The following is a 14,187-nucleotide window of genomic DNA, read 5'->3' on the forward strand; positions in this document are numbered from 1 at the left end:
GGGCGCCGGCCGCGTGGCGACCGCGCCCACCGTTGTCGTCGCGCCAGGGAGGGTCGCGATCGGTGCCGGGCAAGCCGGTACCGGACCATTTACCGGGGCCTGCGCATGAGTGACCGGATCTATTCCCGCATCGCGGGCACCGGCAGTTATTTGCCGGAAAAAGTGCTGACCAACGACGATCTCGCCAAGCTCGTCGATACCAGCGACGAGTGGATCGCCTCGCGTACGGGCATCCGCCAGCGGCACGTCGCCGCCGAGGGCGAGACCACCGGCGACCTCGCCTGGCACGCCGCCGTGCGCGCGCTGGAAGCGGCCGGCGTGGCCGCGTCCGAGCTCGACCTGATCGTGCTCGGCACCACCACCCCGGACCTGGTCTTTCCGTCCACCGCCTGCCTGCTGCAGCACCGGCTGGGCGCCAACGGCTGCCCCGCGTTCGACGTCAACGCCGCGTGCTCGGGCTTCGTCTACGCGCTGTCGGTGGCCGATAAGTTCATCCGTTCCGGCAGCGCGAAGACCGCGCTGGTGGTCGGCGCCGAGACCCTGACCCGGATGGTCGACTGGAGCGAACGCACTTCCTGCGTGCTGTTCGGCGACGGCGCCGGTGCGGTGGTGCTCAAGGCCGACGCCGAGACCGGCATCCTCAGCACCCACCTGCACGCCGACGGCGGCAAGAAGGAGCTGCTGTGGAACCCGGTCGGAGTCTCCGTCGGCTTCAAGCCCGGCGAGCCCAACGCCGGCGTGCGCATCAACATGACCGGCAACGAGGTGTTCAAGCACGCGGTCAAGGCGCTGGATGCGATCGTCGAGGAGACGCTCCAGGCCAACGGCATCGAGCGCAGCCGGATCGACTGGCTGATCCCGCATCAGGCCAACCTGCGCATCATCGAGGCCACCGCCAAGCGCCTGGAAATGCCGATGGAGCGCGTGATCGTCACCGTCGACATGCACGGCAACACCTCCTCGGGCTCGGTGCCGCTGGCGCTGGACGCCGCGGTGCGCTCGGGCAAGGTGCAGCGCGGGCAGTTGCTGCTGCTGGAGGCGTTCGGCGGCGGCTTTACCTGGGGCTCGGCCCTGCTGCGCTACTGATCCGCGCCGGCCGGCTGCCGCTGCGCAGCCGGGCTTTGCGCCGCCGCCGCGCGTGACCGGTGCTTGTCCGCGCCGGTTTGCGGCGGGACGTACGCAGCGGTACAGACGGCTGCGGCCGTCAGCCCGTATCATTCCCGCCCCGCGCTTTTCCCGATGCTTCCGGGCTCCACGATGACCTCTTCCTCCTCGCTCGCGTTCGTGTTCCCCGGCCAGGGCTCGCAGTCGCTCGGCATGCTGGCCGAACTGGCGGCGCTGGAGCCGTCGGTGCAGGCGACGTTCCGCGAAGCTTCCGAAGGCGCAGGGATCGACCTGTGGGCGCTCTCGCAGGGCGGCCCGGAGGAAATGCTCAACCGCACCGAATACACGCAGCCGGCGCTGTTGGCCGCGGGGGTGGCGGTGTGGCGGCTGTGGCGGCAGCGCGGGGGGCCGCGGCCGGCGTGGCTGGCCGGGCACAGCCTCGGCGAGTACAGCGCGCTGGTGGCGGCCGGTGCGCTGTCGCTGGCCGATGGCGCGCATCTGGTGCGTCTGCGCGGGCAGCTGATGCAGGACGCCGCGCCCGAGGGCGTCGGCGCGATGGCCGCGGTGCTCGGCGCCGACGATGCGGTCGTGGCCGAGGCCTGCCGCGAAGCTTCCGATACCGCGGTCGTGGTCCCGGCCAACTACAACGCGCCCGGCCAGGTGGTGATCGGCGGCGATGTCGCCGCGCTCGAGCGCGCGCTGGCGCTGCTGGCCGAGCGCGGCGTGCGCAAGGCGGTCCGGCTCGCGGTCAGCGTGCCCTCGCACACGCCGCTGATGCGCGAGGCCGCCAACCGCCTGTCCGGGACGATGGCCGGGATGCGCTGGCACGAGCCGGAAATCCCGATCGTGCAGAACGTCGACGGCGAGGTGCACGAGGGCGTGCAGTCGATCCGCGACGCGCTGGTGCGCCAGCTCTACCTGCCGGTGCGCTGGAGCGACTGCGTGCAGGCGCTGGCCGCGCGCGGCGCGACCCGCCTCGGCGAATGCGGCCCGGGCAAGGTGCTCGTGGGCCTGGCCAGGCGCATCGACAAGTCGCTCGACGCGCGCGCGCTCGGCACCCCGGAGGAATTCGAGAACGCACTGACGCAATGGAGCGACGCATGAGCCGCCAGGACCCGCTGCAGGGCGAAATCGCGCTGGTCACCGGCGCCAGCCGCGGCATCGGCGCGGCGATCGCCGAGGAACTGGCCGCGCAGGGCGCGACGGTGATCGGCACCGCCACCACCGCCGCGGGCGCCGCCGCGATCGGCGAGCGTCTGCACGCCGCCGGCGGTCATGGCCGGGTGCTGGACGTCACCGACGGCGCCGCGGTCGAGGCGCTGGTGGAGGACGTCGCTAAGCAGTTCGGCGCGGTCACGATCCTGGTCAACAACGCCGGCATCACCCGCGACAACCTGCTGCTGCGGATGAAGGACGAGGACTGGAACGCGATCCTCGACACCAACCTCACCAGCGTCTACCGCACCAGCAAGGCGGTGATGCGCGGGATGATGAAGGCGCGCCGCGGCCGCATCGTCAACATCGCCTCGGTGATCGGCGTCACCGGCAACGCCGGCCAGGCCAACTACGCCGCGGCCAAGGCCGGCATCATCGCCTTCAGCAAGTCGCTGGCCAAGGAAATCGGCAGCCGCGGGGTGACGGTCAACGTGGTCGCGCCCGGCTTCATCGACACCGACATGACCCGCGCGTTGCCGGAGGCCGCGCGCGAAGGGCTGCTCGGCCAGATCGCGCTCGGTCGTCTCGGCGCGCCCGGCGACGTCGCCCGCGCGGTGGCGTTCCTGGCCGGCCCGGCGGCGGCCTACATCACCGGCGAGACCCTGCACGTGAACGGCGGCATGTACATGCCGTGATTCCGAAGCGAGCGGAGGCGCCGGCTAAGCGATTGAACCGGAAAGGCTTTTGACAGGGTGCGCCGAGGCCGCCGATTCCTTTAGACTATTCCATCTAAACATCCCGTCCGGGAGGAGTGAGCACACATGAGCAGCATCGAAGAGCGCGTCAAGAAGATCGTCGTCGAGCAGTTGGGCGTCAAGGAAGAGGAAGTCACCAACAGCGCCTCGTTCGTCGACGACCTCGGCGCGGATTCGCTCGATACCGTCGAACTGGTCATGGCGCTCGAGGAAGAGTTCGAGTGCGAGATCCCGGACGAGGAAGCCGAGAAGATCACCTCCGTGCAGCAGGCGATCGACTACGTCAAGGCGCACGTGAAGGCTTGATGTTCTTTCCTGGACACGCGCCCGGCCGTCGCTCGCCGGGCTTTCCACGAAATGCCGCCGTGGCGCCCCGTCGCCCGCCGGCCTGACTGGAACAGCGGGGCCGCATTCGCGGCCCCGTGCATTTGTAGAGAGCAGCGGAAGCCGCGCAGCAACGGAGTTGGGGCATGTCCAAGCGTCCAGCCTTACATCGGCGTGTCGTCGTCACCGGCCTGGGAATCCTGTCGCCGCTGGGCAACGATCTGGCCAGCAGCTGGGACGGCGTCGTCCATGGCCGCTCGGGGATCGGCCCGATCACCCATTTCGATGCGTCCTCGTTCCCGACCCGGATCGCCGGCCAGGTCAAGGATTTCGACCCCGGCAAGTGGATCGCGCCGAAGGACATCAAGAAGATGGATCCCTTCGTGCACTACGGCGTGGCCGCGTCGATGATGGCCATCGCCGATGCCGGCCTGGAGATCGCTGGCGAGGCGGCCGAGCGCATCGGCGTGGCGATCGGCGCCGGCATCGGCGGCCTCAAGGGCATCGAGGAAACCACGCTCAGGTACGCCGAGGGCGGGGCGCGCAAGATCTCGCCGTTCTACGTGCCCAGCACCATCATCAACATGATCGCCGGCCAGGTCTCGATCATGACCGGCGCCAAGGGCCCCAACATCGCAGCGGTCACCGCCTGCACCACCGCCACCCACAACATCGGCCTGGCGATGCGCATGATCCAGTACGGCGAGGCCGACGCGATGATCGCCGGCGGCGCGGAATACGCCGTCACCCCGACCTCGGTCGGCGGCTTCTGCGCGATGAAGGCGCTGTCCACCCGCAACGACGCGCCGGAGCAGGCCTCGCGGCCGTGGGACAGGGACCGCGACGGCTTCGTCATGGGCGACGGCGCCGGGATCCTGGTGCTGGAGGAATACGAGGCCGCGAAGGCGCGCGGCGCGCGCATCTACTGCGAGCTGGTCGGTTTCGGCATGAGCGGCGACGCCTTCCACATGACCGCGCCCAGCGAGAACGGCGACGGCGCCGCGCGCTGCATGCGCAACGCGATCCGCGACGCGGAGATCGACGTCGCCGCGATCGGCTACATCAACGCCCACGGCACCTCGACCCCGGCCGGCGACCTGGCCGAGACCATGGCGGTGAAGGCGGCGCTGGGCGAACACGCCTACAGGACCATGATCAGCTCGACCAAGTCGATGACCGGGCACCTGCTGGGCGCGGCCGGCGGCGTGGAGGCGGTGTTCTCGGCGATGGCGCTGCACACCGGCATCGTCCCGCCCACCATCAATCTCGAGCATCCGTCCGAGGGCTGCGACCTCGACTACGTGCCGCACACCGCGCGGGAAGCGAAGATCGAGGTGGCGATGTCCAATTCGTTCGGCTTCGGCGGCACCAACGGCACGCTGGTCTTCCGCCGGGTGTGAGCACGACGGGGGCGAGGAAGCCCGGCGGGCGCGGCGGACGGCCTGGTCCGGGCGCAACCCCGCGGCCGCTTCGCCCCGCCCGGCCGCTTCGGGCCGTCGTTTCCGCGAACGCGGGAGCCCGGCGCCTTCCGTTGCAGCGCGACTGAGCCGACGGCATGTCCGTCACCCGCGCCCTCCCTTCGGACATCGACCTGCTCGCGCTGCAGCGCCTCGCGCCGCGGCGCTATCCGCTGTTGCTGGAATCCGCGGCCGCCGGCACCGCGCAGGGTCGCTGGGATCTGCTGCTGGCGGCCAGCGGCCAATCGCTGACGCTGGCGCGCGATGGCGTCGTCCGCCGTGAGGACGGCACGCAGGTCGAAGGCGATTTCCTGGCCGCGCTGGATCGCGACTGGCGCGCGCAACGCATCCCGCGCATGCCCTCGCGCTGGCCGTTCCGCGGCGGCTGGGCGCTGCTGCTGGGCTACGAACTCGCCGCGCAAGTCGAACCGGTGCTGTGCCTGCCGCCGGCACCCGGTGATCTGCCGCCGGCGCTGGCGCTGCGCTGCCCGGCCGCAATCCTGCGCGATCGCACCAGCGGCGATTGCATCGCGGTCGCCGAAACCGCGCATGCGGCAACGCTGGACGCGATCGCCGCCGATCTCGCCTGCGCGCAGGCGTTGCCGCCGCTGCCGGCGTGGACCGCGCCGGCACGGCTGGACGAGGAGCCGCCGCGACGCTTCATCGACGGTGTCGCCCGCATCCTCGACTACCTCGCCGCCGGCGACGTGTTCCAGGCCAACCTGTCGCGCGGCTGGCAGGCGCATTTCGACCGCGCTCCCGATCCCGCCGCGTTGTTCGCGCGCCTGCGCCGTCACAACCCGGCGCCGTTCGCCGGGGTGTTCGCCGGCGACGGCTGGGCGGTGGTGAGCGCCTCGCCGGAGCGGCTGGTGTCGGTGCACGGCGACCTGGTGCAGACCCGGCCGATCGCCGGCACCCGACCGCGCTTTGCCGGCGACGACGACGCGGCGCGCATCCGCGACCTGGTCGGCAATCCCAAGGAACGCGCCGAGCACGTGATGCTGATCGACCTGGAGCGCAACGACCTGGGCCGCGTGTGCGTAGCGGGCAGCGTCGAAGTGGACGAACTGATGACGGTGGAAAGCTACGCCCACGTGCACCACATCGTCAGCAACGTGCGCGGCCGGCTGCGATCGGACGTCACGCCGGGCGCGACGATCGCCACGGTGTTCCCCGGCGGCACCATCACCGGCTGCCCCAAGGTGCGCTGCATGCAGGTCATCGCCGAACTCGAGGGGCAGGGGCGCGGCGCCTACACCGGCGCCTTCGGCTGGCTCGGGCGCGACGGCGACCTGGACCTCAACATCCTGATCCGCAGCGCCGAGCTGGAAGGCCGCACGCTGCGCTTCCGCACCGGCGCCGGCATCGTCGCCGACTCCGATCCGCAGCGCGAACTCGACGAGACCCGCGCCAAGGCGCGCGGCATGCTGCGCGCGCTGGGCGAACCGGCGTGTTGAGCCGGCGCCCCGTCGGCACCGGCTGCGGGCAAATGCCCACGATACCCTGCCGGGTACGCGAAATCCGGCGCCAGCGCGGCATTCGCCCTGGCTGCGCGCGGGACCCCTGACGAATGACGACGCCCGGTACCAATACGCTGATTTTCCGGGGCGGCGCGCGCAGCGACGCGGTGTCCGCCGACGATCGCGGCCTGGCCTACGGCGATGGCCTGTTCGAAACCCTGCGCGCGCATCGCGGCACGCTGCCGTGGTGGGACGCGCACTGGGCGCGGCTGGCGCGCGGCGCCGCGCGCCTGCGCCTGCGCCTGCCGGAGCAGCGGCAGGTGCGCGCCGAGGCCGCGGCGCTGCTGGCGCAGGACCCCGACGCCGGCGTGGTCAAGCTGATCGTGACCCGCGGCCGCGGCGCCCGCGGTTACGCGCCTGCCGCCGACGCTGCGCCGACTTGGCTGTTGTCGCGCCATCCCGCACCGCCGGCCGCGGCGCACGGCCTGCAGGTGCGCTGGTGCCGGACGCGGCTGGCCGTGCAACCGCTGCTGGCCGGGATCAAGCACTGCAACCGGCTGGAACAGGTGCTGGCGCGGGCCGAATGCGTCGAGGCCGGGGTCGACGAAGGCCTGCTGTGCGACGCCGACGGCAACGTCGTGTCCGCGACCAGCGCCAACCTGTTCGTGCTGCGCGAAGGCCGCTGGACGACGCCGCCACTGGATCGCTGCGGCGTCGCCGGCGTCTGCCGCGCGCAGTTGCTGGCGCCGTTGCAGGCGCACGAGGCGCGGCTGGATGCGGCCGCGGTCGCGGCGGCGGATGCGGTTTTCCTGTGCAATGCGGTGCGCGGTATCCTGCCGCTCGCCCGGCTCGATGCACGCACCTGGCCGCCGCATCCTGCGGTCGCCGCGGCACGGCGCACGCTGGCGCAGTTGCATCCCGCCTTCGCCCTGGACCTGGAGCACCCGTGAGTTCCCCACGCATCCGCAAACCCGGCAAGCGCGGTCTCGGCGTGCTGCTGGCGGTCGCCGTGCTGCTGGCTGGGGCGCTGGGCTACGCGGCGCTGCACCGTTATTTGGGATTCGCCGATGCGCCGCTCGCCGGGCTGCCGGCCGGTGCCAGCGTGCAGGTCGCGCGCGGCGACTCCTTCGCCCGCGTGCTCGACAAGCTGCACGCGGCCGGCGTGCCCGCGGGGCGCGCGGCCGAATGGCAGCTGCTGGCGCGGCAGACCGGCGCCGCCGGCCGCCTGCAGGTGGGCGAGTACGCGCTCGATCCCGGCATCACGCCGCGGCAGCTGCTGCTGCGCATGCGCGAGGGCAAGGTCATCAGCCACCGTTTCACCATCGTCGAGGGCTGGACCCTGCGCGAACTGCGTGCCGCGCTGGCGAAGGCGCAGCCGCTGCGACACGAGATCGACACCCTCGACGATGCGGCCCTGATGCGGGCGCTGGGCCACCCCGGGCAGTACCCGGAAGGGCGGTTCCTGCCCGAGACCTACGCCTACACCCGCGGCGACAGCGATCTGGACCTGCTCGGCCGCGCCCATGCGGCGATGGCCAGGGCGCTGGATGCGGCCTGGGAGGCGCGCGTCGCGGACCTGCCGCTGCGCACGAAGGAGGAAGCGCTGGTGCTGGCATCGATCGTGGAGAAGGAGACCGGCGTCGCCGAGGAGCGGGCGCAGATCGCCGGCGTGTTCGTGCGCCGCCTGCGGCTGGGGATGCGGCTGCAGACCGATCCCACCGTGATCTACGGCATGGGCGAGCGTTACGCCGGCAACATCCGCCGTGCCGACCTGCTGGCCGACACGCCCTACAACACCTACACCCGCGCCGGCCTGCCGCCGACGCCGATCGCGATGCCGGGCGTCGCGGCGCTGCACGCGGCCACCCATCCGGCGCCGGGCGATGCGCTGTACTTCGTCGCCGTCGGCGACGGCAGCGGCCGCCATGTGTTCACGCGTTCGCTGTCCGAACACCAAGGCGCGGTGCGCGACTACCTGCGGCGCTATCGCCAGCAGCGGCGGCAGGCGCAATGACCACGTTGCCTTCCCATCCGCGGTTCGTTTCGCTGGAAGGCGGCGAGGGCGCCGGCAAGACCACCGTGCTGACCGCGCTGCGGAGCGCATTGGCGGCCGAGGGCGGCGAAGTCGTGTGCACGCGCGAACCCGGCGGCACGCCGCTGGCCGAACGCATCCGCGCGCTGCTGCTCGACGATGGCAGCCACGAACCGCCGGCTGCGGAAACGGAATTGCTGCTGATGTTCGCCGCGCGCGCGCAGCACGTGCGCGCCACGATCCTGCCCGCGCTGGAGCGCGGCGCCTGGGTGATCAGCGATCGTTTCACCGATTCCAGCTACGCCTACCAGGGTGGCGGGCGCGGACTCGATGCCGGTTTCATCGCCGAACTGGAACGCCGCACGGTCGGCCTGCAGCCCGGGCTGACGCTGCTGCTCGACCTGGGCGTCGGCGAGGGCCGGGCGCGCGCGCGCGACCGCGACCTGGCGCGCGCCGGCGACGGCCCCGACCGGATCGAGCGCGAGCAGGACGACTTCTTCCAGCGCGTGCGCGCCGCGTTCCTGGCGCGCGCGGCGGGCGACCCGCAGCGCATCCGCGTGCTCGATGCGACGCGCCCTGCCGCGGCAGTCGCGGCCGAGGCGGTGGCGCAGTTGCGCGCCTGGCGGGCGGCGCGATGACCGGTGCCGCGTTCGCGCCCTGGCAGCAGCGCATCTACGACCAGGCCGCCGCCGCGTTCGACGGCGGCCGCCTGGGCCACGCCCTGCTGTTCTGCGGCCCGGCGCAACTGGGCAAGCGCGCGGTCGCCGAGCGTCTGGCGCAACGCGTGCTGTGCCAGGCGCGCGCCGCCGGCGACGAGCCGTGCGGCACGTGCCGCAGCTGCACCCTGTACCTGTCGCGCTCGCAGGGCGATCCGATGGAGCTGCGCCCCGACGGCACGCCGGCGCATCCGTCCGGCAAGCCCGGGCACCCCGATGTCTGGTTCGTCGGTTACGCGCTCAACGAGAAGTCCGGCAAGCCGCGCACCGAGATCGTGATCGAACAGATCCGCGAACTCTCGCAGAAGCTCTCGCTGACCCCGCAATTGGGCACGGCGCAGGTGGCGATCGTCGAGCCCGCCGACGCGATCAACCATGCCGCCTGCAATGCGCTGCTGAAGACGCTGGAGGAACCGCGGCCCGGCCGTCACCTGTGGCTGGTCAGCGCCGATCCGGCGCGGCTGCCGGCGACCATCCGCAGCCGCTGCCAGAAGCTCGAGTTCCGGCTGCCGCCGCATGCGGAGGCGCTGGCCTGGCTGCACGCCCAGGGCCACGACGCGGCGGCCGCGGCCGAGGCGCTGGCGGCCGCCCGCGGCCATCCCGGGCTGGCGGACGCCTGGCTGCGCGACGGCAGCCTGGCGCTGCGGCGCGAGGTCGCCGACGATCTGGCGCGGCTGGCGCGCGGCCAGGCGTCTGCGGCCGCGACCGCGCAGCGCTGGGTGGCCGATGAACAGGCCGCACTGCGTTTGCGTTTCGCGACCGACCTGGCGTTGCACGAGGCCACCGGCCTGGCCACCGCGCTGCGCTTGACCGATGTCGGGCGAACCCGCAGGCTGGCGGCGTGGTTCGACGCGGCCAACCGCACCCGGGCGTTGCTGCGGACCACGGTACGCGCCGAGTTGGCGGTCGCGGAGTTGCTGCTTGCCTGGCAGGCCGCAGGAGAACGTGGACGCATGAGCGGGGAACAGAACTGATGGCGGCAAACGTGGGCGGCGCGCGCCAGGGCATCCTGTCGCTGGCGGTCAAGGACAAGGCGCAGCTCTACAGCGCCTACATGCCGTACCTGAAATCCGGCGGCATCTTCGTGCCGACCACCCGCCGCTACTTCCTCGGCGACGAAGTGTTCCTGCTGCTGACCCTGCCCGAATCCAGCGAACGCCTGCCGGTGGCCGGCAAGGTGATCTGGGTGACCCCGACCGGGGCCCAGGGCAACCGTACCGCCGGCATCGGCGTGCAGTTCGCCGACAGCAGCGAGGGCGAGACGGTCAAGGGCAAGATCGAGACGCTGCTGGCCGGCACCCTCACCGCGGACAAGCCCACGCACACGATGTGAGTCCGCCGCGCGCGCGGACCGCCACCGCACTGCGCCCGGCATTGCCGCACCGCGCGTCGACGCAGCGGCAGACGCTGGTTCCGGCGCAACCCGCAACCCGCAACGCCGGTGGCACGGCCGCGCGCTGCACCCCGGCGCCGGCGCTCAGGCCCGCAGCGCCGGGGCGTCCCAGCCCGGCCGCGGCGCGAAACGGTCGCCGTAACGCGCCTGCAGCGCCTGCAGCTTCGCCAGCAGCGCTTCGGCACCGGTGTCGCGCACGTACTGGATCGGACCGCCGCGGAACGGTGCGAAGCCGGTGCCGAAGATCACCCCGGCATCCAGCAGGTCGGCATCGGCGACCACGCCGTCGTGGAGTGCGGCGACGGCCTCGTTGAGCAGCGGCAGCAACAGGCGGTCTTCGAGGTCGCCGGGAGCCTGGTAGCCTTTCGGCAGGTCCGGCTTGACCGGCTTGCCGTCGACCCACTTGTACAGGCCCTGACCGTCCTTCTTGCCGCGCTTGCCGGCGGCCGGTGGCGCCGCCAGCGCGGCCGGCACCTGCAGGCCGAGGAACGGCGCCAGTTCCTGCGCCACGCCCGCGGCGACGTCCAGCCCGACCGTGTCGATCAGCTCGATCGGCCCCATCGGCATGCCGAAGCGCTTGGCCGCCTTGTCGATCGCCGCGCCGGGAATGCCTTCGGCGAACGCGGTCGCGGCCTCGAGCATGTACGGGAACAGCACCCGGTTGACCAGGAACCCCGGCGTGCCCGCGACCGGTACCGGCAGCTTGCCGAGCGCCCTGCAGAACGCCGCCAGCCGCTGCTGCGTGTCCGCGGCCATCGCGTCGTGGCGGACGATTTCCACCAGCGGCATCAGCGCCACCGGGTTGAAGTAGTGCAGGCCGGCGAACTGCGCCGGTCGCTGCAGCTGGCCGCGCAGGTCGGTGAGCGGGATCGAGGAGGTGTTGCTGGTGAGCAGCGCGCCAGGCTGCATCCGCGGCTCCACCGCGGCGTACAGCTCGCGCTTGGCCTCGGCCCGTTCGATGATCGCCTCGATCACCAGATCCGCGTCCGCGGCGCCGTCGCCGGCCAGGTCGCCCTTGAGCCGCGCCGCGACCGCCGGACGCTTGGTCTCGTCCTTGACCTTCTTCGCGAACAGCGCCTGCGCGCGCGTCAGCGCGCCGTCGATGAAGCGCTGCTCGCGGTCCGACAGCGTGACCTCGAAACCCTTGTACGCCGCCCAGGCGGCGATGTCGCCGCCCATCACCCCGGCGCCGACCACGTGCACGCGGGCGATGCCGCTGTCGCCGGCGCCTTGGGCCTTGAGCCGCTCCTGCAGGAAGAACACCCGGATCAGGTTGCGTGCGGTGGCGGTGCCGGCGAGCCTGGCCACCGCCTTGCGCTCGGCACCCAGCAGCGACTGGATCCCGCCGCCGGCGCGGCGCCAGGTCTCGATCAAGGCGTACGGCGCCGGGTAATGCGCCTTGGGTGCCTTGCGCGCGACCTGCTTGACCAGCATCGGCGCCAGTACCTGCCGCACCGGCCACCAGTTCGTCGCCCAGGCGAGAAAACGCTGCTTGAACGCACGCGTGGCGCCTTTCGCCACCAGCGTTGCCGCAGCCTCGACCAGGTCCGCTGTGTCGACCACACGGTCGACCAGGCCGATCGCGCGCGCAGCCTTGGCCGGCAACGCGCGGCCGCTCAGCATCAGGTCCATCGCCGCGGGCGCGCCGACCAGCCGCGGCAGGCGCACGCTGCCGCCCCAGCCGGGATAGATGCCGAGCTTCACTTCCGGCAGGCCGATGCGCGTGGACGCGTCGGCGGAGGCGACGCGGTAGCGGCAGGCCAGCGCCAGCTCGGTGCCGCCGCCCATGCAGTAGCCGTGGATCGCCGCGACCGTGGGGCAGGGCAGCTCGGCCAGCTTCTGCAAGGTCTGCTGGCCGCGGAACAGCGCGTCCTTGACCGTGCCGCGGGCATCGAAGTCCTGGAATTCCCTGACGTCGGCCCCGGCCACGAAGCCCGACGGCTTGGCGGAGCGGAACACCACGCCCTTGGGTGGATCGATGGCCAGCCGCTCGAGCAGGGTGTCGAGCTCGATCAGCATGTCCTGCGACAGCGCGTTGACCGATTGCCCGCCGCGGTCGATGGTCACCACGACGATGCCGTCGCCGCGCGCCGCCGCCTGCCAATGGCGGAAGCGGAGCCCGTCGAAGCCTGCAATCATGGGGGCTGCCGTCGCGGGGCTTGTTGTCATGGTGGTGGCCATTCGCTGCGGTACGGGACGCCAAAGTATCATCCCGGCCGTCTTTGATTGCAGTCAATGCGCCCCCATTGGCTCGGCAGGGGTGGAACTTTCCGCCACGGACGTTGTCCCACTGCCCGGCTGAATGCCGGGCCGACATGCAGGAGTGCCGGCAAGGCATGGCCGAGGTTGAGTTGTCCCAGCAGTTGGACCACGAGCTGGTAACGCGTGTCCAGCGCGGCGACAAGGCGGCATTCGATCTGCTGGTGCGCAAGTACCAGCATCGGATCGTCGCCTTGATCGGACGCTATGTCGCCGACTGGAGCGAGTGCCAGGACGTGGCCCAGGAAACCTTCCTGCGCGCCTATCGCGCGCTGGGCAGTTTCCGCGGGGACGCGCAGTTCTACACCTGGTTGCACCGGATCGCCGTGAACACCGCCAAGAATCACCTGGTCGCGCACAACCGTCGCCCGCCCACCGACGACATCGACGTGGGCGACGCCGAGCAGTTCGAGTCCGGGTTGCGCCTGCGCGACAACGACACGCCGGAACGCGAACTGATGCGCCAGCAGATGGAACAAACCGTGATGCGCGCGGTCGAAGCCCTGCCGGACGAGCTGCGCACGGCGATCACGTTGCGCGAGGTCGACGGCCTGAGCTACGAGGAGATCGCGCAGAAGATGGATTGCCCGATCGGCACGGTGCGTTCGCGCATCTTCCGCGCCCGCGAGGCGATCGACCAGGAACTGCGGCCCCTGATGGATACCGAACACGCACCGGAGCGAGCGACACGATGACTTCCGGAAACGATTTCCACGACAAGATCCTGGACCACAACCGCCTGCAGCTGTCGGCGCTGCTCGACGGCGAACTGGCGCCGGACGAGGCGCGCTTCCTGCTGCGCCGGCTGCAACACGACACCGACCTCGCCGGCTGCTGGTCGCGCTGGCAACTGGCCGGCGACATCCTGCGCGGGCGCGACGCGCTGGCAGCACCGGCCGGCTTCGCCGGTGGCGTGAGTGCGGCGATCGCCGCGCAGGCAGCGCCGGCGCCGGTGGCCGCACACCCGCCGCGCAAGCTGCGCTGGGGTTCCGGTGCGGCGCTCGCGGCCGCGTCGGTCGCCGTCTTCGCGCTGTTCGTCAGCCGCCAGGCCCCCGATGCCTCGGTTCCCGAGGGCGCGGCGGGAATGGAAATCGCCAGCGTCGCCCCGGCGTCCGTGCCGGCGCCCGCGCCGGTGCCCGCGCCCCGGCCCGCGCCGGCTGCGCCGCAGGCACCGGATTCCAGTGCCCGGCTCGCGGCGGCCGTCGCGGTGGCCGAGGTGCCGCGCCGCGCCGTCGCACGGCGTTCGCGCGCACAAAGCCAGCACGCCGCCAGCACCCGCGCCGCGCGTGCCGCCGAGCCGCAGCGGGCGATCGCCGCGGCGCCGCCGCCGGCCGTCAATCCCTTCGCGCCGCAAGCCAGCGACATCGCCATCCGGCCGTGGCCGCGCGCGCTGCTGCCGGGCGCGTCCGGCGGCGCCTTCAATGTCGATTACGGCAGCATGCAGGCGACTAGCGCGGCGTTCTATCCGTTCCAGCCGCGCCCGATGACGCCGCCGCAGCCGGCCGACGATGCCGGATCGGCGCATTGAGTGC

At 72.1% G+C, this 14,187-nt stretch carries 14 protein-coding genes; 13 read left to right on the top strand and 1 reads right to left on the bottom strand.

The window, feature by feature from the left end:
- The first annotated feature begins 105 nt into the window (after window positions 1-105).
- The 11 genes from D0Y53_RS09500 (at window position 106) to D0Y53_RS09550 (ending at window position 10,336) form a co-directional block, all read left to right on the top strand.
- Window positions 106-1,086: a beta-ketoacyl-ACP synthase III gene (locus D0Y53_RS09500; protein WP_117202979.1), complete on the top strand. Its 981-nt coding sequence runs from the start codon at window positions 106-108 to the stop codon at window positions 1,084-1,086.
- A 171-nt stretch (window positions 1,087-1,257) separates the two neighbouring features.
- Window positions 1,258-2,208 carry an ACP S-malonyltransferase gene (gene fabD / locus D0Y53_RS09505; RefSeq protein WP_117203012.1) on the top strand — a complete coding sequence of 317 codons (951 nt, stop codon included), beginning with the start codon at window positions 1,258-1,260 and terminating at the stop codon, window positions 2,206-2,208.
- Window positions 2,205-2,954, top strand: a complete 750-nt coding sequence (gene fabG / locus D0Y53_RS09510; RefSeq protein ID WP_117202980.1) for a 3-oxoacyl-ACP reductase FabG — start codon at window positions 2,205-2,207, stop codon at window positions 2,952-2,954. Before fabD ends, fabG begins: the two co-directional genes overlap by 4 nt.
- A gap of 126 nt (window positions 2,955-3,080) precedes the next feature.
- The gene (acpP, locus tag D0Y53_RS09515; protein WP_093297108.1) at window positions 3,081-3,320 is read left to right on the top strand and encodes an acyl carrier protein; all 240 of its coding nucleotides are present in this window, start codon (window positions 3,081-3,083) and stop codon (window positions 3,318-3,320) included.
- Window positions 3,321-3,484: 164 nt separating this feature from the next.
- Window positions 3,485-4,738, top strand: coding sequence for a beta-ketoacyl-ACP synthase II (fabF, locus tag D0Y53_RS09520; protein WP_117202981.1), 1,254 nt, complete (start codon window positions 3,485-3,487; stop codon window positions 4,736-4,738).
- A 155-nt stretch (window positions 4,739-4,893) separates the two neighbouring features.
- A complete protein-coding gene (locus D0Y53_RS09525; RefSeq protein WP_117202982.1) occupies window positions 4,894-6,252 on the top strand; it encodes an aminodeoxychorismate synthase component I in 1,359 nt (452 codons plus the stop codon).
- A gap of 113 nt (window positions 6,253-6,365) precedes the next feature.
- Window positions 6,366-7,205 (top strand): aminodeoxychorismate lyase, encoded by an 840-nt coding sequence (gene pabC, locus D0Y53_RS09530; protein WP_117202983.1) that lies wholly within the window; start codon window positions 6,366-6,368, stop codon window positions 7,203-7,205.
- Complete coding sequence (gene mltG / locus D0Y53_RS09535) at window positions 7,202-8,269, top strand: endolytic transglycosylase MltG (protein ID WP_233511734.1); 1,068 nt, start codon at window positions 7,202-7,204, stop codon at window positions 8,267-8,269. The genes pabC and mltG overlap by 4 nt, the downstream gene beginning before the upstream one ends.
- The gene (gene tmk, locus D0Y53_RS09540; protein WP_117202984.1) at window positions 8,266-8,925 is read left to right on the top strand and encodes a dTMP kinase; all 660 of its coding nucleotides are present in this window, start codon (window positions 8,266-8,268) and stop codon (window positions 8,923-8,925) included. Before mltG ends, tmk begins: the two co-directional genes overlap by 4 nt.
- On the top strand, window positions 8,922-9,977 hold the full coding sequence (locus D0Y53_RS09545) for a DNA polymerase III subunit delta' (protein ID WP_117202985.1): 1,056 nt from the start codon (window positions 8,922-8,924) through the stop codon (window positions 9,975-9,977). The genes tmk and D0Y53_RS09545 overlap by 4 nt, the downstream gene beginning before the upstream one ends.
- Window positions 9,977-10,336 (top strand): PilZ domain-containing protein, encoded by a 360-nt coding sequence (locus tag D0Y53_RS09550; protein WP_117202986.1) that lies wholly within the window; start codon window positions 9,977-9,979, stop codon window positions 10,334-10,336. Before D0Y53_RS09545 ends, D0Y53_RS09550 begins: the two co-directional genes overlap by 1 nt.
- Window positions 10,337-10,480: 144 nt before the next feature.
- Here the strand turns inward: D0Y53_RS09550 and D0Y53_RS09555 are convergent, their stop codons facing one another.
- On the bottom strand, window positions 10,481-12,535 hold the full coding sequence (locus D0Y53_RS09555) for a 3-hydroxyacyl-CoA dehydrogenase NAD-binding domain-containing protein (RefSeq protein WP_117202987.1): 2,055 nt from the start codon (window positions 12,533-12,535) through the stop codon (window positions 10,481-10,483).
- Between the two features lie 197 nt (window positions 12,536-12,732).
- Here D0Y53_RS09555 and rpoE point away from each other — a divergent pair, with 197 nt between their 5' ends.
- Window positions 12,733-13,350 (top strand): RNA polymerase sigma factor RpoE, encoded by a 618-nt coding sequence (gene rpoE / locus D0Y53_RS09560; protein WP_117202988.1) that lies wholly within the window; start codon window positions 12,733-12,735, stop codon window positions 13,348-13,350.
- Window positions 13,347-14,183 (top strand): sigma-E factor negative regulatory protein, encoded by an 837-nt coding sequence (locus D0Y53_RS09565; RefSeq protein WP_117202989.1) that lies wholly within the window; start codon window positions 13,347-13,349, stop codon window positions 14,181-14,183. The genes rpoE and D0Y53_RS09565 overlap by 4 nt, the downstream gene beginning before the upstream one ends.
- The last annotated feature ends 4 nt before the right edge of the window (window positions 14,184-14,187 follow it).

Source organism: Cognatiluteimonas weifangensis (assembly GCF_003416885.1).
In the GTDB taxonomy this organism is placed as follows: domain Bacteria; phylum Pseudomonadota; class Gammaproteobacteria; order Xanthomonadales; family Xanthomonadaceae; genus Cognatiluteimonas; species Cognatiluteimonas weifangensis.

What these genes read in the sequence shown, in the direction of transcription:
- D0Y53_RS09525 (WP_117202982.1), top strand. Translation starts at nt 4,894, where the DNA reads ATGTCCGTCACCCGCGCCCTCCCTTCGGACATCGACCTGCTCGCGCTG.
- D0Y53_RS09500 (WP_117202979.1), top strand. Translation starts at nt 106, where the DNA reads ATGAGTGACCGGATCTATTCCCGCATCGCGGGCACCGGCAGTTATTTG.
- fabD (WP_117203012.1), top strand. Translation starts at nt 1,258, where the DNA reads ATGACCTCTTCCTCCTCGCTCGCGTTCGTGTTCCCCGGCCAGGGCTCG.
- fabF (WP_117202981.1), top strand. Translation starts at nt 3,485, where the DNA reads ATGTCCAAGCGTCCAGCCTTACATCGGCGTGTCGTCGTCACCGGCCTG.
- acpP (WP_093297108.1), top strand. Translation starts at nt 3,081, where the DNA reads ATGAGCAGCATCGAAGAGCGCGTCAAGAAGATCGTCGTCGAGCAGTTG.
- pabC (WP_117202983.1), top strand. Translation starts at nt 6,366, where the DNA reads ATGACGACGCCCGGTACCAATACGCTGATTTTCCGGGGCGGCGCGCGC.
- fabG (WP_117202980.1), top strand. Translation starts at nt 2,205, where the DNA reads ATGAGCCGCCAGGACCCGCTGCAGGGCGAAATCGCGCTGGTCACCGGC.
- rpoE (WP_117202988.1), top strand. Translation starts at nt 12,733, where the DNA reads ATGGCCGAGGTTGAGTTGTCCCAGCAGTTGGACCACGAGCTGGTAACG.
- D0Y53_RS09565 (WP_117202989.1), top strand. Translation starts at nt 13,347, where the DNA reads ATGACTTCCGGAAACGATTTCCACGACAAGATCCTGGACCACAACCGC.
- D0Y53_RS09545 (WP_117202985.1), top strand. Translation starts at nt 8,922, where the DNA reads ATGACCGGTGCCGCGTTCGCGCCCTGGCAGCAGCGCATCTACGACCAG.
- tmk (WP_117202984.1), top strand. Translation starts at nt 8,266, where the DNA reads ATGACCACGTTGCCTTCCCATCCGCGGTTCGTTTCGCTGGAAGGCGGC.
- D0Y53_RS09550 (WP_117202986.1), top strand. Translation starts at nt 9,977, where the DNA reads ATGGCGGCAAACGTGGGCGGCGCGCGCCAGGGCATCCTGTCGCTGGCG.
- D0Y53_RS09555 (WP_117202987.1), bottom strand. Translation starts at nt 12,535, where the DNA reads ATGATTGCAGGCTTCGACGGGCTCCGCTTCCGCCATTGGCAGGCGGCG.